We start from the raw sequence: 17,595 nt of genomic DNA, 5'->3' as shown, positions 1-17,595 counted from the left end.
CAGGATTGATCGGGGCGCCACTGCCAAATGATTGATTGCGGGGGATTTCATCCGTTTCTTCATATTTCCGGGGCGGTGTCCGCATGGACCCGCCCCTTTTTATCACCCCGACGACGGCGCGCCCGTCCATGCACCCCGGGTTTGCACGGCCCACGGGCTTGGCCCGCCGCGATACCATTCCCCGCGCCTCCCATATCCCGCAAAACCCGCAGCGATTTCACGCAGAGTTCATAGGGCACTGATATTTTTTTCTGTCAGAACCCGCTCTGGCCCTGTTCATGGCCGGTGGAATGTCTAAAATCTGGCGTCCGAGTCGAGAGAGGTTGAGAAATGAGCAGAGCCGATCCCTTCGGATTCGATATGTCGATCAAGTCCGCCAAGAAGAAGAACCCGCGCGGGCGCCGCGGCATGACCGGCGAATCCGAAACCTCCCAGCGTGTCTGCGAACACGAGGGCTGCCAGGAGCCGGGTAAATTCCGCGCGCCGAAGGCACCGGACGTGCTGGATGAATTCTTCTGGTTCTGCAAGGACCACGTCCGCGAGTACAACGCCAAGTGGTCCTTCTTCGACGGCAAGACCGAGGCGGAGATGAATGCACAGACCTCCTCGGACAAGGTCTGGGAACGCAAGACCCGCGATTGGCGCGATCCGGAGGCGAAGGCCTGGGCGCGTCTCGGGATCGAGGACCCGCATCAGGTTCTGGGCGACAATGCGACGCGCAACCCCGGCCGCAAGAAAGCTGGCGGGCGCAAGCTGCCGCCGACCGAACGCAAGGCGCTGGATATTCTCGAGGCCGAGGACACCATGACCAAGGCGGAGATCCGCAAGGCCTACAAGAAGCTCATCAAGGTGTTGCACCCGGACATGAACGGCGGCGACCGCAGCCAGGAGGACCAGCTGCAGGAGGTCGTCTGGGCATGGGACCAGATCAAGGATTCGCGCAGCTTCAAGTGACGGCCATCGCGACAGCCAACGCCTGCAACTGTTCCAATTGCAGGCGTTTTTTTTGCGGTAACATCAAATGTTTACGGTCCGGTCGGCGGCGAAGAATTTGTCGACAGGCGCGCGCCCTACCCTGACGCCATCACAAGGTCCTCTTCGACCGAAGAACTGCTCACGGACAGGCACCCGGTCGAAACGACCGGGTGCCTGCGTTTCTGGCGGGATCTGGGGTCCGATTTCAGGCCAACACGTAGGCGAATACTCAGGCTAAAACACCGGCTAATACACAGGCCAAAACACAGGCCAAACCACAGGCCAAACCACAGGCCAAACCACAGGCCAAAAAAAATTTACGCCGGTCGGAAGGTCAGCGAGACGCCGTTGATGCAGTGCCGTTTACCCGTGGGTTTAGGCCCATCGTCGAAAATATGCCCCAGATGAGACCCGCAGCGACGGCAGTGTACCTCGGTCCGGGTCATGAAGATTGACCGGTCGGGCTTTGTCTCTACCGCGCCGGGGAGCGCCTGCCAGAACGACGGCCAGCCGGTGCCGCTGTCGAACTTCGTCTCGGCGGCATAAAGCGGCAAATCGCAGCCGCGACAGAGGAAGGTGCCCGCGCGTTTTTCGGCGTTGAGTGGCGAGGTGAAGGCGCGCTCAGTGCCTTCGCCGCGCATGACCTTGTATTCGATGGCCGAGAGCATGGCCTTCCATTCGGCCTCCGTCCGGGTGATCTCGAAGGCAGCGGCGGGGCGGGCGACTGCGGCGGTCGCACCGCCCAGCAGGAAATACCGTCTTTTCATGCGTGCTCCTTCTTTCGGTCGTGGAACGTCTTGGTCAGGCGCGATCATCCACGAATTTCCCGAAATGATGCGCCCCCGGCTGCCATGGGGCAAGCCGGGGGCGCGGGATCGTGATTGCGAGAACTCCTACCGCCCTCAATGGTCCGGCATGGAGCAATCCCCAGCATCACGGCGCTGGATCACATTGCGGGCAGCATTACCGTGTCGATAACGTGGATCACGCCGTTGGACTGCTTCACATCTGCCACGGTGACAGTGGCGGTATCGCCCGCCTCATCGGTCAGCGTGATCATTTCACCGTCCATCTTCGCCTGAAGCACGCAGCCCCCGACAGTGTTCACCGGATGGCTTCCACCGTCATCGGCAATCATGCCCGCGATGGCGTCCGACATCGCATCGGCTGCAACGACGTGGCAGGTGAGGATCTTTGTCAGCTGATCCTTGTTCTCCGGCTTCAGCAGGGTTTCGACGGTGCCGGAGGGCAGTTTGCCAAAGGCTTCGTCAGTGGGGGCGAAAACGGTGAAGGGCCCTTCACCCGAGAGCGTGCCTGCGAGGTCCGCGGCCTTCACGGCGGCAACCAGCGTGGTGTGATCGGCGGAGTTGGCGGCGTTCTCGACTATGGTCTTGTCGGCGAACATCTCGGCACCGCCCACCATCGGGTTGGCGGCCATGGCGTGGCTTTCGGCCAGTGCGGCGGTGGAGAGGCCTGCGGCCAGTGCGGTGGAAGCGATCAGAGTGGTCAGCGTCTTCATGGGTGTCTCCCTTTGAGATCTGGTCTTCGTAGTCGAACCGAGGTCATTCCTGCGACGGTCACAAACAGATACGACCGTCACACCCGCGCGGTTTTGCGCGGCCGATCACGTTCGCGCACGGGGGCGTGATGCCAGACGGCAGGCCATGCGCGGGACTCATGCGCGGGACTCCGGCGCGGGACTCCGGCGGGGCTGGTGCCTCGTCGCGCGGCGTGGCACCCATGGCAGATGACCCCGATCCTGCACTACGCCCCCGACGATGCCGCTTTGATCGTCCGGCTCGCGCTGGAGGAACTGGGCGCGCAGCTTGTGCGCCGCGACGCACGGGCGCAGGACAGCGCCGCCTACCGCGCGGTGAACCCCGCCGGACTGATCCCGGCGCTGGAGACACCCGGCGGCCCGATATTCGAGACAGCGGCGATCCTGCTGTGGCTGGCGGAGGAGACCGGGAAACTGGCCCCCGCGCCCGGCACCCCGGGACGCGGCGATTTCCTGAAATGGCTGTTCTTCGTATCGAACACGCTGCACGCGCAATTGCGGATGACCTTCTACCCCGAAAATACGCCGGGCCGGATCGGGCCGCGCAGGCGGCGTTTCGGGCACAGGTACAGGGATGGAACAACACCGGCCACGGGGCCATGAGCCTGCCGCGCGCGCTGGCGCTGCTCGATGCCCGACAGGCGAGACGCGGGCCAGCGGGACGCGCGCCGGCAGGGCGCGGGCCGGCGGTGGACCTGCTGGACCTTTATCTGGCGCCGTTGCTGCGTTGGTGCGCGCTTTATCCAAGGGGCGAAACGGCCTGGTTCCCGCTGGCGGATTACCCGGCGCTTGCCGCCATGGCGGCGCGGCTGGAGCGCCGCGACGCAACCCGGCGCGCGGCAACGGCAGAGGGCTTGGGGCGGCACCCCTTCACCACGCCGCAACTGGCTGTGCCGCCCGAGGGATCGGCGACCTGACGGTTCGGCAGGCCGGTGGAAACTGCATCCAAATGGTCGGTTCCGTGTCGTTGCGGCGCACGCCAGGCTGTAGGGTGCAGGCAAGAGCAGGAAGGCAGGCGCAATGTTCCTATCCGTTTTCGACATGTTCAAGGTGGGCGTGGGCCCGTCGTCCTCGCATACCATGGGTCCGATGGTGGCGGCGGCGCGCTTCCTCGACCGGCTGCGCGCGGCACCCTTCGCGGCGCAGGGCGTGCGGGCGACGCTCTATGGTTCGCTGGCGTTCACCGGCGTCGGCCACGCGACGGACCGGGCCACGGTGCTGGGGCTGGCGGGATTTGTTCCCGCCACCTACGACCACGAGGCGGCCGAGGCGGCGCTGGCGCGCATCCGCGAGGATAGAGCCCTGCGACCCGATGGCCTCGGGCGGCTCGCGTTCGACCCCGGCGCCGACCTGCGCTTCGACTTCGGCACGGCGCTGCCCGGCCACGCCAACGGCATGGTGCTGGAGGCCGTGGACGCACAGGGCGACGTGATCCTGCAGGAAACCTACTATTCCGTCGGCGGCGGATTTGTCCTGACAGCGGCGGAACTGGCAGCGGGCAAGGATACCGACGACGGCCCGCCCGTCCCCTACCCGTTCCGCAGCGCGGCAGAGATGCTGGCGATGGCGGAGACCTCCGGCCTGAGCATCGCCGCGATGAAGCGCGCCAACGAGGTGTCGCGCGGCGGTGCGGATCTGCTGGACACGGGGTTGGCCCGGATCTGGCAGGTGATGACGGCCTGCATCGACCGTGGTCTGGAGGGAGACGGTGTTCTGCCCGGCGGCCTCGGGGTGAAGCGGCGGGCGCGGCGCATCCACGAGCAGTTGCTCGCAGAGCGCGGGCGGAACCTGTCGGCGCCGCATGTGTGCAACGACTGGATGAGCGTCTACGCCATGGCGGTGAACGAGGAAAACGCCGCCGGCGGCCAGGTGGTGACGGCGCCCACGAACGGCGCGGCGGGCGTCGTGCCGGCCGTGATCCGCTACTGGCTGGATCACGTGCCGGGGGCCAGCCGCACGAAGATTCCCGATTTTCTGCTGACTGCGGCGGCGATCGGCGGGCTGGTAAAGTACAATGCCTCGATCTCCGGCGCGGAGGCGGGCTGTCAGGCGGAAGTCGGCTCTGCGGCCGCGATGGCAGCCGCCGGGTTGGCGGCGGTGATGGGCGGCAGCCCGGCGCAGATCGAGAATGCCGCAGAGATCGCGCTGGAACACCACCTCGGCATGACCTGCGACCCGGTCAAGGGGCTGGTGCAGGTGCCCTGTATCGAACGCAACGGTCTGGGCGCGATCAAGGCGGTATCCGCGGCCTCGCTGGCCATCCGCGGCGATGGCACGCATTTCGTGCCACTCGATGCCGCCATCGAGACGATGCGACAGACCGGCCACGACATGCACGAGAAGTACAAGGAAACCTCGCTGGGCGGACTGGCGGTGAACGTGCCGAACTGCTGAGGTTTCGCCGTGCCCTGCAAGCCGACCCGCCGGGGCTCCGCCCCGGACCCCGGCGGTATTTGGAAACCAAAGAAGCCGGGGCCTGGGGCTCTGTTTACTCGATTTATGAAATACTCAGGGGGACAAAGGTACCGATGAAGAGGCGGGGGGCACGCCCGCCGATTATCGAACTGCGTGGGCAAAACCCTCTAGCAGGTCGCGGGTCCAGTGCGTGAAACAGGGTTCTTCATATACGGGCGAGCCGGGTCAGGCGCTGATCCGGCAAAGCATGAACTTCGCCCCCTGCCCCTTGGCGGTCACGAACCGCGTCTCGCCGTGTTCGCGGTAGCGCAGCGCGTCGCCGGGGGCCAGGTAATGCGCCTCCCCGTCGACCACGGCGTGCATGTAGCCGGTGAGCATCACGAGGTGATGCTCCTGCCCCGGAACTTCGGGCGCTTCCTGGACCCAATGCGTGCCGGGGGTGACCTTGCATTCCACGACCTCGCCCGCCAGCGCCGGGGTCCCCGGAGAGACGATGCGCCGGGACAGGCCATTTTCGCCGTCTCGCCAGAGCGGCTGATCATCGCGCTTCACCTGCGCGGCAAAGCCGTCCTCCATCAGGGACATCAGCCGGGACAGTGTCATCTCGTGGGCGGCGGCGAGGCGGAACAGCACGTCGGCCGAGGGGCTGACCTCGGCGTTTTCGAGGCGCGACAGGGCGGCGCGCGACACGCCGCTGGCCGCAGCCAACTGGTCCAATGTCCAGCCGCGCGCCGCACGCAGGGCAGAGAGCCGCGCGGCCAGGCGAACCGTCAGTTCGCTCTTCATCATTATCCCCCCGGGAATCTATCCCGCATCCGAGACTAGGCAGATTTCCCTACGTAAAGCAACAGTTTCACCTGGTTGGGAAAGGCGCGCCAGGCGGGCCTCTCGGGGTGGCTGCAAGGCTTGGACAGGCCAGCCGGTCGCGCAGGCGCGGTGGTGTAACGCGCGAGAGCGGGCAGAGGCCCCCGGATCGGAGCGTGGCTTTGCCCGGAAACCGTAACCGTGTGGGAGGCCGCCTGGACGAGGTAGCGCACGTCGTAATGCGGGCGGACGGAATCGCGCGGCATGGCGGGGATCACGTGGATATCGATGTCAGAGACATCCTCGCGCAGCAGACGCAGCCCCGAGAGGGCGCTGTCCTCCTCCGCCTCGCGCAGGGCGGTGGCACGGGCATCCGCCAGCCCGTGGCAATGGCCGTCCGGTTGCAGCCAGCGGTCACGCTTGCGGTGGTGGGTTAACAGCTTCGCATCGCCGCCGGGGGAAAGCAGGCAGGCGCTCCCGGTGACATGACCGCCGATCCGGGGATTGCAGGGCACTGCCTCTGCCCCGTATCGTGCACAGAATGCCGCAAGGTGCCGCCATTCATCCTGGTCGCGCACGGATTCGGGCGTGAAATGCCCAATGCCGTGGGTATGCCCCACTGTCATTCCGATCACCTGATCCGCGCGAGCAGCCCGTTGCGGTCCGAGCCGAGGCAGCGCGGGATAGCGGGCGCCGAGCGTATCCGGAACGGGACGGTTCAGCCGCGACACCTCCTGCAGGTGACGACATCCGGGTCCTCGCCAAGCTCGCGGCCGGCGAAGTCGGTCACCCCTTGCGCCCGCCCCAGAGGTTCTGCTGGTAATGCACGATGTCCCCCGGTGCCGGCGCAAGGCCCGCATCCGGCATCCACCACGCCACGTGACCACCCAGCATCGCCAGCACCAAGGCCGCCAACGGCCACCGCAGCGCGCGTGGCCTGTCGCACCGGATCAGCGCCAGCGCGGCCAGAATGGCGATCGGCAGCCGGAACACCGCGAGGCTGTCGCCCGCCGGATGCAGCGCGCCAAGGAAGGAGGTCGCCGTAGCCGCGAAACCGAGGAGCGCGCAGGTCCTCAGCATGTATTGCAGCATTCTCACCTTTCCGTCAGGCCCGTCGCCGCCGCTTGCCGGGCGGCGCGGTCGCGACCATCCTCGTGCCTGACCGCCGCCGGGGAGAAAGCGCCATGCCGACCGAACGCATAACCTTTGACGGGCTGGACGGAGAGGCGCTGGCCGCTCGGCTCGACCTGCCCATGGGGCCGCATCTTGCCACCGCGCTTTTCGCGCATTGTTTCACCTGCGGCAAGGACATCCACGCCGCCCGGCGTATAGCGCAGCGGCTGGCGGCCATGGGTATCGCAGTGCTGCGGTTCGATTTCACCGGGCTGGGGCATTCACAGGGCGAGTACGCCAATAGCACGCTGCGGACCCGGGTCGGCGATCTGGAGGCGGCGGCGCGCTTCCTCGATACGCGGGGCATGGCGCCGGGGTTGCTGGTTGGCCATTCGCTGGGCGGGCTTGCGACGCTGCACGCGGCGCCGCGCATCGCCTCCGCCCGCGCGGTCGTGACCATCGGGACCGCCTTTGAACCGGCGCGGCTGACGCAACGCTTTGCCCAGGCGCTGCCGCAGATCGCGGCGGAGGGACGGGCACAGGTAGAGATAGGCGGTCGGCCCTTTACACTCGGGCAAGGGCTGGTGGACGATCTCATGGCGGAGTCCCTGACAGACACGCTGGCGCGGCTCGACCGGGTGCTTCTGGTGCTGCACGCGCCGGGGGACACGGTGGTGCCGATCTCGGACGCGCTGCGGCTGTTCGAGGCCGCGCGCCAGCCGAAAAGCCTTGTCACGCTGGACGGGGCCGATCACCTTGTCAGCCGCGAGGAGGATGCCGAATACGCCGCGGGCGTGATCGCCGCTTGGGCGCGGCGGGCGCTGCGGCTGGCACCGCCCGCGCCGCCGCCCGGTGCCCCGGAGGGGATCACCCGCGTGGCGGAGGCGGGCGTGCGCGGATGCCTTCAGGACATCACATCGGGTCCGTACCACCACGCGCTGGCGGATGAGCCGCTGGCCTATGGCGGCAGCAACCGGGGCATGTCGCCCTACGGCTTCGTCGCCGCCGGACTGGGGGCCTGCACCTCGATGACGATCCGCCTTTATGCGCGGCGCAAAGGCTGGCCGCTGGAGCATGTGTCCGTGGACGTGAGCCACGACAAGGTGCACGCGCAGGACGCGGGCGGCGGGGATGGGCGGCTGGATCGCTTTGTTCGCCGGATCATCCTGACGGGGGATCTGAGCACAGTGCAGCGCCATCGCCTGATGGAGATCGCGGACCGCTGCCCGGTGCATCGCACGCTGGAAAGCGGCGCGCGGATCGAAACGGAACTGGCCTGAGGCGAATCGTGGGGGCGTGCGCCGACCCGGTGAAGGGCGGAAACAGGGCAAGGCCCAACGAAAAGGGCCCGACAGAAAATGGTCGGGAACAGAAAAAGGCCGGGAACAGAAAAAGGCCGGACGCGAGGTCCGGCCTTCGGTGTTCGTTGGCTTGGAGCCGTGGCCCTGCCGGATCAGCCGCGTGCGCGGCCGACGAGCTTCCAGGCGGCGGGCAGGATCAGGGCGGCCAACGCCAGCTTCACCGCGTCACCGATCAGGAAGGGGGTCAGGCCCCAGTCGAGGATCGGCTTGTCCCAGCCATAGAGCATGCCCAGCCAGATCAGGCCGGGAACGTAAATCAGCGCGTTGCCCATCAGCATGGCGCCAGCCATCTTCAGCGGCGAGCGGTCCCAGCCGGCGCGGGCCAGCATCCCCAGCAGACCCACGGCCAGCACGTAGCCGACAAGGTAGCCTCCGGTGCCGCCCATCATGTAGGTCAGGCCGTGCTTTTCGGCGGAGGAACCCGCGAAGACGTCGAAGCCCAGTGCGCCCACCAGCATGTAGCCGAGGATCGTCACCAGACCGAGACGTGCGCCGTAGGCGGCGCCCATGCTCAGCACGGCAAAGGTGCCCATGGTGATCGGCACCGGCCACATCGGCACGCTGATCTTGGCCGACGCGGCCAGAGCCGCAATGCCGAAAACCACCAGTGCCGCCTGCTTCAGGCGCAGGGCAGAGCCCTCTTTCGCACCGAAGGTATCCACCAGCACGTCGCGGTCAAACGTAAGGTCCATGGGTTCCCCCTATCCTGTCGAAACCATTTCCGGGGTTGTGCCCGAACCCCGAACGCCGCGCAAGTATATTGCGCGGATGCACGCGCGGAAAACCGTAAGCGGACCGGCGCGGCCGGTATACAGGCGCGATCACGGTATGACGACATCGCCGGGCTGGAATCCGCCTATTCCCGCCGCAGCAACCTGAGGGCGATTTGAAGCGCAAGAATTCCTCATTTATAATAAAGACGTTGGGCAGTTCGCCCTTCGTGTCACGAGGCCGTGCTATGCCAATAGCCCGTTACTATGCGCCGGACGGCGCCTATGCCATCTGTGTGTACACCGGGATCATCGATCGCGCCACGATCCGGGATCATCTGGTGGACCACGTGGCGGACCCGCTGCACCGGGCGACCATGCCCGAAATTTCCGATCTGAGGAATATCGAGGACCTGCAGCTCGATTTCGGCAGCATGCGCGGCGTGGTCCGCGAAAAAAACGACGCCTATCGCGTGCAGAAGACCATCAGCGTCTTCGCGCCCGGCGATGTCGCGTTCGGGGTGGCCCGGATCTACCAGAGCCTCGCGGAGGCGGACGGAGGCATTCAGGTTTCCGTCTTCCGCACCGAAGCCGAAACGCTGGCCTTCCATGATTTTGCCGCCGAGTCGATTGCCGAGCTTCTCAAGGGCTGCGTCGCGCGCGAGGTCCGGGAGCAACCCACTGCGGCAACACTCGACCCCGAGGCCTCCGTGGATGACGACTTGTTACCGAAGCGCCGACTTAGCGGTTCGGTCATCCCCTGACCGTTCGAGGCAAGGCTCCTCGCTCCTCCACCTGACCCGCAGAGGTCAGAGGCGCGCCTCCAGCCAGACCTGTGCTTGCATAAGGGCGAAATGCGCCCGGGCGGCATCCCCCGCGCGCATCCGCGAGCGCAGCAGGAACTGATACCACCGCAGATCTGCCCGGCGCAGCGCTTCGAAGGCAGCCAGGAGCCAGCGTTCGTCAAAGCTTTGTTCCGGCGTGCCCGGATGGGCGATTTCCGGCACCTGCCCCAGCGCGCGGGTCAGCGTCTCCGACAGGCGCGCCAAAGGGTGTTCGGGGTTTTGATCCTCCAGCCCATGCAACGCGTAGCGCAGAAGGTCGAGTCGCGGCTCCGACGCCAGCAGCCGGGGAAAACGGTCGGACCAGTGATCCGTGGCGGGCGCAGGCTTTGGGTGGGACATGGCGTAAGGCCTTTCTGTTCCGGCGGGCATTATATCCGACAATTTTAATCGGAATTTCAGCCGCGGTACAAGCCCCTTCCCTATCCCTGCCGTCTCCCCGGCGTCGCGCGTGCCATCCAGAGCGCCAGATCGGGCTGCAAGCCGAGCGCCGCCAGGGCCGTGGTCCGGTCGCGCAAGACCTCCACTCTCTCATGGGCGGAGAGGCCTGCGGACATGCTTTGGTACATGCGGGCCACGCCATAGCCCAGATCAGTGGGCGCGACGAAAACCAGGCGCGTCTCGCATGGGGTACGGTAGTGCATCGCGGCGTCCGTCAGAAGGTGCCGCAGGACTTCGAAGTCGAGGGCGGCTTCGGTCAGATCGGTCAGATCCGCGAATACGTCAGAGCCCGGAACATGCGCCGGGTCCACGCGATGCGCCCCAAAAGCCTCGAGCAGCATGGCCATATCAACCCGGCCTTCGTATCGGAACAGCGCGAGGGGCGGGTGAACAAGGTAACTACGATGGATCGTCAAATGGCAACTCCTACGGGATCGCGCGGCGCGACCAGTGGCAGTATCCACCGGCAGACCTTTGACTGTGAGGGGAATTCGCCGCGAAAAGACCCCCGTGGTCCCGGCTGTTCTGGCAGACCCGTCAGGGGACCCCGATGGATCCTGCGGCGGCGCGGCCCGCCCGGACACGACGTTTGTCGATGCGTGTGAGATTGCCGTCCCGGTCGAAGGCCTGTCTGAAATTGAAGCCGAAGGCGGAGGCTCCGTTGTCGTGCAGGACCTCGTAGCGTTCCGCGCCCTGCGCCCATGTGGGCCGGTCCGCGTCGTCCGTCTGCCACCAGAGCACCAGCGGCGGCCAGTCGCCCTGCCGGAACCACTCCCGCCCGCGCCGCAACGCCTGCGCGTGCAGTCCCGAATAGGTCAAGGCATAAGGCGATTCCAGATCCGTCCAGAGCGACAGCGACGCTGGTGACCATCCGTCGCCGCGTTCCTCGTAGAGCCGGGGGTAGACTCCTGCGCCCCAGGGCTGCGGTCCGGGATCGGAGGCATAGCCGGACCGCTCGATCAACCCTTCGGAGCGGTTCACGCGGGCAAAGATCGGGTCGTTCAGAGCACGAAACCCGTCGTTGACCGCATCCTCGGCGGGGCGGATGAAATGACCAAAGGTATAAAGAGCAAGAGGCATGGGGGTACCGGACCGGCAACGTCTACCGCTCCAGTTGTAGCGCGAAACCCACTGCGCCACCAGAGCGGAGGCACCTGATAGCGCGCTGTCCCGAAAGAAAACGGGCGGCCCCGAAGGCTGACGGATACCGGCTTGTGGGGCACGGTTTGTAGGAACTGGCTGCAATGAGAATGGCCGCGACGGGAACCATCGCGGCCATTTCCTGTGGTGAGGGATGCGCTTCTTTCAACATGGCGGGTTCTTGCGGGATCCGGTCCGGCCCGCCGCCTTCGCCTCGTCGAACGCCACGTCGGTTCATGACGGTGCCCGCCGGTTGCAGGTTGCCTTGTAGACCCACGGCGCCAGGTTCCCGCGGAGACCGGCATCGAGCGGGCCATCGAACGGGATGTTCTTCACCTCCCGACGCAGATGCCGCGGGAGGATCGGGAATCCGACGACCTTGTCGAGCTCTCCGCCCGCTTGCATCGGCGCGGACACCCAGACGGACACCCAGACGGCACCCAGACGAGACTGTTTTCTCGCACATGTTTCGCCTGATGCAGCCCAGGCGCCGTTCAAATCGGGCCGTTCAAATCGGGCTGTGTTCAAATCAGGCCGTGTTCAAATCGGGCCGTGTTCAGATATCGCGGTAAATCAACAGCCTGCCGCGTTTCCGCGACAGGCTTGCTTGTGGCTATGTCCCACAGGGCGGAATGCATCACCCGAAGGACCGCGCCTACTGTTGATCCGATCGCGGGATCAGTTGATCCGGGTCAGCAGCTCACCCAGCGACTGTTTGGCGTCGCCATAGTACATGCGGGTGTTCTCCTTGTAGAACAGCGGGTTCTCGATGCCCGAGTAGCCCGTGCCCTGGCCGCGCTTCGACACGAAGACCTGCTTGGCCTTCCAGACTTCGAGAACGGGCATCCCGGCGATGGGCGAATTCGGATCGTCCTGCGCCGCCGGGTTCACGATGTCGTTCGAGCCGATGACGATGACCACGTCGGTTTCGGGGAAGTCCTCGTTGATCTCGTCCATTTCCAGAACGATGTCGTAGGGCACCTTTGCCTCGGCCAGAAGCACGTTCATGTGTCCCGGCAGACGGCCCGCCACCGGGTGAATGGCGAAACGCACTTCCTTGCCCTTGGCGCGCAGCCTGCGGGTCAGTTCCGCCACGTTCTGCTGCGCCTGCGCCACGGCCATGCCGTAGCCCGGCACGATGATGACGCTGTCGGCATCCTCCAGCGCGGAGGCTACGCCGTCCACGTCGATGGCCACCTGTTCGCCCTCGACCTCCATCTGCGGACCCGTCGCGCCGCCGAAGCCGCCGAGGATCACGGAGACGAACGAGCGGTTCATCGCCTTGCACATGATGTAGGACAGGATCGCACCGGACGAACCCACCAGCGCGCCGGTTACGATCAGCAGGTCGTTGCCGAGGCTGAAGCCGATGGCCGAGGCCGCCCAGCCCGAGTAGCTGTTCAGCATCGACACGACCACCGGCATGTCGGCCCCGCCGATGCCCATGATCAGGTGATAGCCGATGAAGAAGGCCAGCAGCGACATCAGGATCAGCGTCCAGCCCGCACCATTGGACATGTAGACCAGCAACAGGATGAAGGACAGGATCGCCGCGCCCGCGTTCAGCGCGTGACCGCCGGGCAGCTTGACCGCCTTGGAGGTCACCTTGCCCGCGAGTTTGCCGAAGGCCACGACCGACCCGGTAAAGGTCACCGCGCCGATGAACACGCCGAGGAAGACCTCGACCTTGAGGATGTTCAGCTCGACCGGCGTCTTGTGCGCCACCTTGGCGGCAAAGCCCTGAACGCCCTGCTCGTGCAGCCAGGCCTCCAGCCCGGTCGCGTTCAGGCTGGTGGGTGCCATGGCCACCAGTTCCGCGATGCGGTTCATCTCAAGCTCGGCGTTGTAGCCGATGAAGACGGCCGCCAGACCCACGAAGGAGTGCAGCGCCGCGACCAGCTGCGGCATTTCGGTCATCTCGACCCTGGTCGCGAGATACTGGCCGATGCCCGCGCCCACGATGACCATCAACAGGACGATGACGTAGCCGCCCATGCCCGGGCCGAAGTATGTGGCGAGGACCGCCAGCGCCATGCCGACGATGCCGTACCAGACGGCGCGTTTTGCGCTTTCCTGTCCGGAGAGACCCCCGAGGGACAGGATGAAGAGGACCGCCGCGGCGATGTAAGCGGCGGAAACGATACCAATGCTCATTTATCTAGTTCTCCCGCTTACGATTTCTGGAACATCGCCAACATGCGGCGCGTCACCATGAACCCGCCGACGATGTTGATCGTGGCGATCAGGATGGAGATGGCCGACAACAAGACGACAAGCCAGCTGCCAGAGCCGACCTGCAGCAGCGCGCCGAGGATGATGATGCCGGAGATGGCGTTGGTAACGGCCATCAGCGGCGTGTGCAGCGAATGCGAGACGTTCCAGATCACCTGGAAGCCGATGAAGCACGCCAGCGCGAAGACGATGAAATGGCTCATGAAGCTTTCTGGCGCATACGCCCCCACCAGCAGCACCAGCGCCGTGCCGACCCCCAGAAGGATGGCCTGGTTCTTGGTCTGCGCCTTGAAGGCGGCGACTTCCTTCGCGCGCTTCTCCTCGGGCGTCAGTTCCTTGATCTTTTCCTTTGGCTTGGCCGCGATGGCCTGAACCTTCGGCGGTGGCGGCGGGAAGGTGATCTCGCCCTGATGCGCCACGGTCGCGCCACGGATGACGTCGTCTTCCATGTTGTGGTTGATCTGACCGTCCTTCTCGGGCGTCAGATCGGTCATCATGTGACGGATGTTGGTGGCATAAAGCGTCGAGGACTGCGTCGCCATGCGGCTGGGGAAGTCAGTGTAGCCGATGATGATGACGCCGTTGTCGGTGACGACACGCTCGTCCATCACGGTGCCCTCGGCGTTGCCGCCCTTCTCCGCCGCGAGATCGACGATGACCGAACCCGGCTTCATCTCCGCGATCATGTCCTTCAGCCACAGCTTCGGGGCCTCGCGGTTGGGGATCAGCGCCGTGGTGATGACGATGTCCATCTCGGGGGCGAGCTCGCGGAACTTCTTCAGCTGCGCTTCGCGGAATTCGGGGCTGGAGACGGAGGCATAACCGCCCGTGGCCGACCCGTCCTGCTGTTCCTCTTCGAAATCGAGGTAGACGAATTCGGCGCCCATCGATTCGACCTGCTCGGCCACTTCGGGCCGCACGTCGAAGGCATAGGTGATCGCGCCCAGCGATGTCGCCGTGCCGATCGCGGCCAGACCGGCGACGCCCGCGCCAACCACCAGCACCTTCGCCGGGGGCACCTTGCCGGCCGCCGTCACCTGCCCGGTGAAGAAGCGGCCAAAGTTGTTGCCCGCCTCGATCACCGCGCGGTAGCCTGCGATATTGGCCATGGACGACAGCGCGTCCATCTTCTGCGCACGGCTGATGCGCGGCACCATTTCCATGGCGATGACGTTCGCGCCCGTCTCCTTCGCCTTCTCCAGACCCTCGGCGTTGCCGCCCGGGTTGAAGAAGGTGATCAGCGTCTTCTCGGGGGTCAGGTAGTCCAGTTCCGCCAGTGTCGGAATGCGGACCTTGGCGATGATGTCGGACTGCGCCCAGAGCGCCTCGGCGGTGGCCACGACCGTCACGCCCGCGTCTTCATACAGCTTGTCGGCAAACCCGGCCTTCTGACCCGCGCCGCTCTGGATCAGGCAATCATAGCCCAGCTTCTGCAGCTGAAGCGCCGAATCGGGCGTCATCGCCACCCGGTTCTCGCCGGCACTGACCTCTGTTGGTGTCCCGATTTTCACGTTTCTCTTCCCCCTCTTCAGGAAATCCTCGACCGATAACGGATATCCGCACCGGGCATATCACGATTTGGCGATAGGTCCACGCATCTGACCTACCGCTCCACCGTATCTGGCGCTTCTAGACCACAGGTCGACAGAAAGTTAAAGATACCTATTCGTTTGTTGCGCAACATGTCCTAACTCGGCAACAAACTTGCGTACACTGGCATGCAGTGCGGCCGCCTCCCCGCTCCCCGCTGGCCCTGTGATCACCTGTCGCAGGCCACCCTCCTGACCTCCGCAAAAGGGCACGCTATTCATGGCTCGGACCCGTCACCGGAGAGAGCCATGACCCCGACCCTCACCCGCCGCGCCTTCTTATCGTTTGGCGCATCCGCCCTTCTCTGCCTGGCGCTTGGCACCCGCATGGCACGGGCCGAGGCGCAGACCGTCACCGTGATGGATGCGGATACCGCCTTCGACGCGGCGAAGGCCGGGGAGATCATCCTCGTCGACATCCGCACGCCCGACGAATGGGCCGAAACCGGCGTGGCCGAGGGGGCCATCGGCCTCGACATGACCTCCGAGGACTTCGTGGCCTCCCTCGCCCGCCTGCGCGAGACAAACCCGGCAACCCCCATCGCGCTGATCTGCCGCACCGGCAACCGCACGGGTTTTGCCACGCAGACGCTGGCGAAACAGGGCTTCCCCGGCCTCGTCGACATCAAGGAAGGCATGGCCGGCGGCCGCAATGGCACCGGCTGGCTGAAGCGTGGCCTGCCGACCTACCCCGGTGCCCAGGTGCAGGAGCGCACGCACGCACGTCTCGGCCAACACCGGGGCGATTAAGCCGCGCCCGGCTCTTGCCAGCCGTTCCAACGCCCCGGCGCTCACAGCCAGCGCCGGGTCTTCTTTTCATAGTGTATCCAGTCACGCGGAAAGCGGTGGCGCAACCGCCGCTCCTCCGGCTCCACGAAACGTCTTTCCAGTATCCAGACGAAAAGCGGGATCAGTATCAGCGCCAGCACCGCGTCCCAGTAAAGGATCATCCCCGTCAGGATCAGCACATCCCCCAAGTAGATCGGATGCCGGGACCGCGAAAAAATCCCCGTCGTCACCAATCGGTCCGGGTGGCGATGCGGGATGAAGGTGGTGCGATGCCGCCGCATTTCGAAAACAGCAAGCGCCGCGAGGATCCCCCCCGCTCCGACCAGCAGCCCGCCCAACAGATCGGCCCAAACGGGACCGAAACTCGCGACAGGCACCCAGGTCTTCTGCGCCCAGGCCAGCGCCAGCGCCACCGCCAACCAGACCGGCGGCCAATCGGGAAACCTGTCCCACGCCTTCATTCCGTCCCCCTTGTTCCAAAACGCCCACGCCAAGACGGCCCACGAGAAGACCGCCCACCAACGTGCCCCCGGTCGCTGCGCAAGTCCACGGCAAACCGGGCGCACCCGTCCTGTTCAAATACATCCGGGAGAGGCTCCGCGGGAGACCGGGGGCAGACTCCGCGGCGCGGCCGGCACGAATGCCGCGCGCGGTCGTCCGAAGTCTTCAAAACAGACGACACCGCCCAGACTCTGACAGCCTTCGCTCCCCTTCAAACCCACCCTGTGCAACCGCGCACCACTCCCGCGCCCCCCGCCGCGCCACGCAAACCGCCCCTTCCCCCTCTCGCAGAATCGCGCTAACCCGCGAGCCATGTTGAAGACGCGCATCATCCCCTGTCTTGACGTGGCAGACGGCCGCGTGGTCAAGGGCGTCAACTTCGTCGACCTGGTCGACGCCGGCGACCCCGTCGAGTCCGCCCGCGCCTATGACGCGGCGGGCGCCGACGAGATCTGCTTTCTCGACATCCATGCCACCCACGAGAACCGGGGAACCATGTTCGACGTCGTCACTCGGACGGCCGAACAATGTTTCATCCCGCTCACCGTCGGCGGCGGTGTTCGCACCGTTGCCGATGTCCGCGCCCTCCTGCTCGCGGGCGCGGACAAGGTGAGCTTCAACTCGGCCGCGGTGGCCAATCCCGATGTGGTGGCCGAGGCCGCCGACCAGTTCGGATCGCAATGCATCGTCTGCGCCATCGACGCGAAAACAGTCGCGCCCGGCAAGTGGGAGATCTTCACCCATGGCGGGCGCAAGCCCACCGGCATCGACGCGGTGGACTTCGCACGATTGATCGCCGCAAAGGGCGCGGGAGAGATCCTGCTGACCTCCATGGACCGCGACGGCACCAAATCGGGCTTCAACCTGCCCATGACCCGCGCCATCGCCGATGCGGTGGACATCCCCGTGATCGCCTCGGGTGGTGTCGGCACCCTCGATCACCTCGTGGAAGGCGTCACCGAAGGCCATGCCAGCGCCGTGCTCGCCGCCTCGATCTTCCACTTCGGCACCTACACGGTGCAGGAGGCCAAGGAACACATGGCGGCCGCGGGTATTCCGGTCCGCCTCTGATCGCTTCGAGCCCGCTAACCCCCTCTTGAGGAACGCGCCGTAAAACCGCACAAA

At 65.7% G+C, this 17,595-nt stretch carries 18 protein-coding genes and 1 pseudogene; 7 read left to right on the top strand and 12 right to left on the bottom strand.

Annotated features, from left to right (window positions below):
• The first annotated feature begins 330 nt into the window (after positions 1-330).
• Positions 331-954, top strand: a complete 624-nt coding sequence (locus J5474_RS04510; RefSeq protein ID WP_209359618.1) for a J domain-containing protein — start codon at positions 331-333, stop codon at positions 952-954.
• Between the two features lie 338 nt (positions 955-1,292).
• On the opposite strand, the gene msrB is transcribed toward J5474_RS04510, so the two are convergent.
• Together msrB and J5474_RS04500 are read right to left on the bottom strand one after the other, a co-directional pair.
• On the bottom strand, positions 1,293-1,742 hold the full coding sequence (msrB, locus tag J5474_RS04505) for a peptide-methionine (R)-S-oxide reductase MsrB (protein WP_209359617.1): 450 nt from the start codon (positions 1,740-1,742) through the stop codon (positions 1,293-1,295).
• Positions 1,743-1,921: 179 nt separating this feature from the next.
• Positions 1,922-2,494 (bottom strand): fasciclin domain-containing protein, encoded by a 573-nt coding sequence (locus J5474_RS04500; protein WP_209359616.1) that lies wholly within the window; start codon positions 2,492-2,494, stop codon positions 1,922-1,924.
• Between the two features lie 228 nt (positions 2,495-2,722).
• Here J5474_RS04500 and J5474_RS04495 point away from each other — a divergent pair.
• Positions 2,723-3,450 (top strand): annotated as a pseudogene (locus J5474_RS04495) (glutathione S-transferase family protein).
• 103 nt (positions 3,451-3,553) lie between these two features.
• Entirely contained in the window at positions 3,554-4,927 is a 1,374-nt protein-coding gene (locus tag J5474_RS04490) for an L-serine ammonia-lyase (RefSeq protein WP_209359615.1), read from the top strand.
• Positions 4,928-5,173: 246 nt separating this feature from the next.
• On the opposite strand, the gene J5474_RS04485 is transcribed toward J5474_RS04490, so the two are convergent.
• The 3 genes from J5474_RS04485 to J5474_RS04475 all read right to left on the bottom strand — a co-directional run bounded on the left by J5474_RS04485 (position 5,174) and on the right by J5474_RS04475 (position 6,844).
• Positions 5,174-5,734 (bottom strand): helix-turn-helix domain-containing protein, encoded by a 561-nt coding sequence (locus J5474_RS04485; protein ID WP_209359614.1) that lies wholly within the window; start codon positions 5,732-5,734, stop codon positions 5,174-5,176.
• A 35-nt stretch (positions 5,735-5,769) separates the two neighbouring features.
• Positions 5,770-6,378 (bottom strand): NUDIX hydrolase, encoded by a 609-nt coding sequence (locus J5474_RS04480; protein ID WP_209359613.1) that lies wholly within the window; start codon positions 6,376-6,378, stop codon positions 5,770-5,772.
• A gap of 160 nt (positions 6,379-6,538) precedes the next feature.
• On the bottom strand, positions 6,539-6,844 hold the full coding sequence (locus J5474_RS04475; RefSeq protein WP_209359612.1) for a hypothetical protein: 306 nt from the start codon (positions 6,842-6,844) through the stop codon (positions 6,539-6,541).
• A gap of 92 nt (positions 6,845-6,936) precedes the next feature.
• Between J5474_RS04475 and J5474_RS04470 the strand changes: the two genes are divergently transcribed.
• Entirely contained in the window at positions 6,937-8,145 is a 1,209-nt protein-coding gene (locus J5474_RS04470; RefSeq protein WP_209359611.1) for a bifunctional alpha/beta hydrolase/OsmC family protein, read from the top strand.
• 173 nt (positions 8,146-8,318) lie between these two features.
• On the opposite strand, the gene J5474_RS04465 is transcribed toward J5474_RS04470, so the two are convergent.
• Positions 8,319-8,918 carry a biotin transporter BioY gene (locus tag J5474_RS04465; RefSeq protein WP_209359610.1) on the bottom strand — a complete coding sequence of 200 codons (600 nt, stop codon included), beginning with the start codon at positions 8,916-8,918 and terminating at the stop codon, positions 8,319-8,321.
• A 266-nt stretch (positions 8,919-9,184) separates the two neighbouring features.
• Here J5474_RS04465 and J5474_RS04460 point away from each other — a divergent pair, with 266 nt between their 5' ends.
• Entirely contained in the window at positions 9,185-9,700 is a 516-nt protein-coding gene (locus J5474_RS04460; RefSeq protein ID WP_209359609.1) for a hypothetical protein, read from the top strand.
• Positions 9,701-9,745: 45 nt separating this feature from the next.
• Here the strand turns inward: J5474_RS04460 and J5474_RS04455 are convergent, their stop codons facing one another.
• The 5 genes from J5474_RS04455 to J5474_RS04435 form a co-directional block, all read right to left on the bottom strand.
• Positions 9,746-10,120 (bottom strand): hypothetical protein, encoded by a 375-nt coding sequence (locus J5474_RS04455; RefSeq protein WP_209359608.1) that lies wholly within the window; start codon positions 10,118-10,120, stop codon positions 9,746-9,748.
• Positions 10,121-10,200: 80 nt separating this feature from the next.
• Positions 10,201-10,635, bottom strand: a complete 435-nt coding sequence (locus J5474_RS04450; protein ID WP_209359607.1) for a hypothetical protein — start codon at positions 10,633-10,635, stop codon at positions 10,201-10,203.
• Between the two features lie 121 nt (positions 10,636-10,756).
• Positions 10,757-11,299 carry a DUF3291 domain-containing protein gene (locus tag J5474_RS04445; RefSeq protein WP_209359606.1) on the bottom strand — a complete coding sequence of 181 codons (543 nt, stop codon included), beginning with the start codon at positions 11,297-11,299 and terminating at the stop codon, positions 10,757-10,759.
• Positions 11,300-12,037: 738 nt separating this feature from the next.
• Positions 12,038-13,513, bottom strand: coding sequence for an NAD(P)(+) transhydrogenase (Re/Si-specific) subunit beta (locus tag J5474_RS04440; RefSeq protein WP_209359605.1), 1,476 nt, complete (start codon positions 13,511-13,513; stop codon positions 12,038-12,040).
• Positions 13,514-13,530: 17 nt separating this feature from the next.
• On the bottom strand, positions 13,531-15,102 hold the full coding sequence (locus J5474_RS04435; protein ID WP_209359604.1) for a Re/Si-specific NAD(P)(+) transhydrogenase subunit alpha: 1,572 nt from the start codon (positions 15,100-15,102) through the stop codon (positions 13,531-13,533).
• A gap of 327 nt (positions 15,103-15,429) precedes the next feature.
• Between J5474_RS04435 and J5474_RS04430 the strand changes: the two genes are divergently transcribed.
• The gene (locus J5474_RS04430; RefSeq protein ID WP_209359603.1) at positions 15,430-15,930 is read left to right on the top strand and encodes a rhodanese-like domain-containing protein; all 501 of its coding nucleotides are present in this window, start codon (positions 15,430-15,432) and stop codon (positions 15,928-15,930) included.
• Positions 15,931-15,971: 41 nt separating this feature from the next.
• Here J5474_RS04430 and J5474_RS04425 read toward each other — a convergent pair whose 3' ends face one another.
• A complete protein-coding gene (locus J5474_RS04425; RefSeq protein ID WP_209359602.1) occupies positions 15,972-16,430 on the bottom strand; it encodes a methyltransferase family protein in 459 nt (152 codons plus the stop codon).
• 352 nt (positions 16,431-16,782) lie between these two features.
• Between J5474_RS04425 and hisF the strand changes: the two genes are divergently transcribed.
• Complete coding sequence (gene hisF / locus J5474_RS04420) at positions 16,783-17,541, top strand: imidazole glycerol phosphate synthase subunit HisF (protein WP_209359601.1); 759 nt, start codon at positions 16,783-16,785, stop codon at positions 17,539-17,541.
• Positions 17,542-17,595: the final 54 nt, after the last annotated feature.

It is taken from the genome of Sagittula salina, from assembly GCF_017813235.1.
Classification (GTDB): domain Bacteria; phylum Pseudomonadota; class Alphaproteobacteria; order Rhodobacterales; family Rhodobacteraceae; genus Sagittula; species Sagittula salina.
This window is presented reverse-complemented; position numbering and strand designations above follow the sequence as displayed.

Excerpts from the sequence above, each read along its gene's own strand:
- hisF (WP_209359601.1), top strand. The coding sequence starts at position 16,783 with ATGTTGAAGACGCGCATCATCCCCTGTCTTGACGTGGCAGACGGCCGC.
- J5474_RS04485 (WP_209359614.1), bottom strand. The coding sequence starts at position 5,734 with ATGAAGAGCGAACTGACGGTTCGCCTGGCCGCGCGGCTCTCTGCCCTG.
- J5474_RS04425 (WP_209359602.1), bottom strand. The coding sequence starts at position 16,430 with ATGAAGGCGTGGGACAGGTTTCCCGATTGGCCGCCGGTCTGGTTGGCG.
- J5474_RS04445 (WP_209359606.1), bottom strand. The coding sequence starts at position 11,299 with ATGCCTCTTGCTCTTTATACCTTTGGTCATTTCATCCGCCCCGCCGAG.
- J5474_RS04500 (WP_209359616.1), bottom strand. The coding sequence starts at position 2,494 with ATGAAGACGCTGACCACTCTGATCGCTTCCACCGCACTGGCCGCAGGC.
- J5474_RS04480 (WP_209359613.1), bottom strand. The coding sequence starts at position 6,378 with ATGACAGTGGGGCATACCCACGGCATTGGGCATTTCACGCCCGAATCC.
- J5474_RS04465 (WP_209359610.1), bottom strand. The coding sequence starts at position 8,918 with ATGGACCTTACGTTTGACCGCGACGTGCTGGTGGATACCTTCGGTGCG.
- J5474_RS04455 (WP_209359608.1), bottom strand. The coding sequence starts at position 10,120 with ATGTCCCACCCAAAGCCTGCGCCCGCCACGGATCACTGGTCCGACCGT.
- msrB (WP_209359617.1), bottom strand. The coding sequence starts at position 1,742 with ATGAAAAGACGGTATTTCCTGCTGGGCGGTGCGACCGCCGCAGTCGCC.
- J5474_RS04430 (WP_209359603.1), top strand. The coding sequence starts at position 15,430 with ATGACCCCGACCCTCACCCGCCGCGCCTTCTTATCGTTTGGCGCATCC.
- J5474_RS04440 (WP_209359605.1), bottom strand. The coding sequence starts at position 13,513 with ATGAGCATTGGTATCGTTTCCGCCGCTTACATCGCCGCGGCGGTCCTC.
- J5474_RS04460 (WP_209359609.1), top strand. The coding sequence starts at position 9,185 with ATGCCAATAGCCCGTTACTATGCGCCGGACGGCGCCTATGCCATCTGT.
- J5474_RS04470 (WP_209359611.1), top strand. The coding sequence starts at position 6,937 with ATGCCGACCGAACGCATAACCTTTGACGGGCTGGACGGAGAGGCGCTG.
- J5474_RS04475 (WP_209359612.1), bottom strand. The coding sequence starts at position 6,844 with ATGCTGCAATACATGCTGAGGACCTGCGCGCTCCTCGGTTTCGCGGCT.
- J5474_RS04510 (WP_209359618.1), top strand. The coding sequence starts at position 331 with ATGAGCAGAGCCGATCCCTTCGGATTCGATATGTCGATCAAGTCCGCC.
- J5474_RS04490 (WP_209359615.1), top strand. The coding sequence starts at position 3,554 with ATGTTCCTATCCGTTTTCGACATGTTCAAGGTGGGCGTGGGCCCGTCG.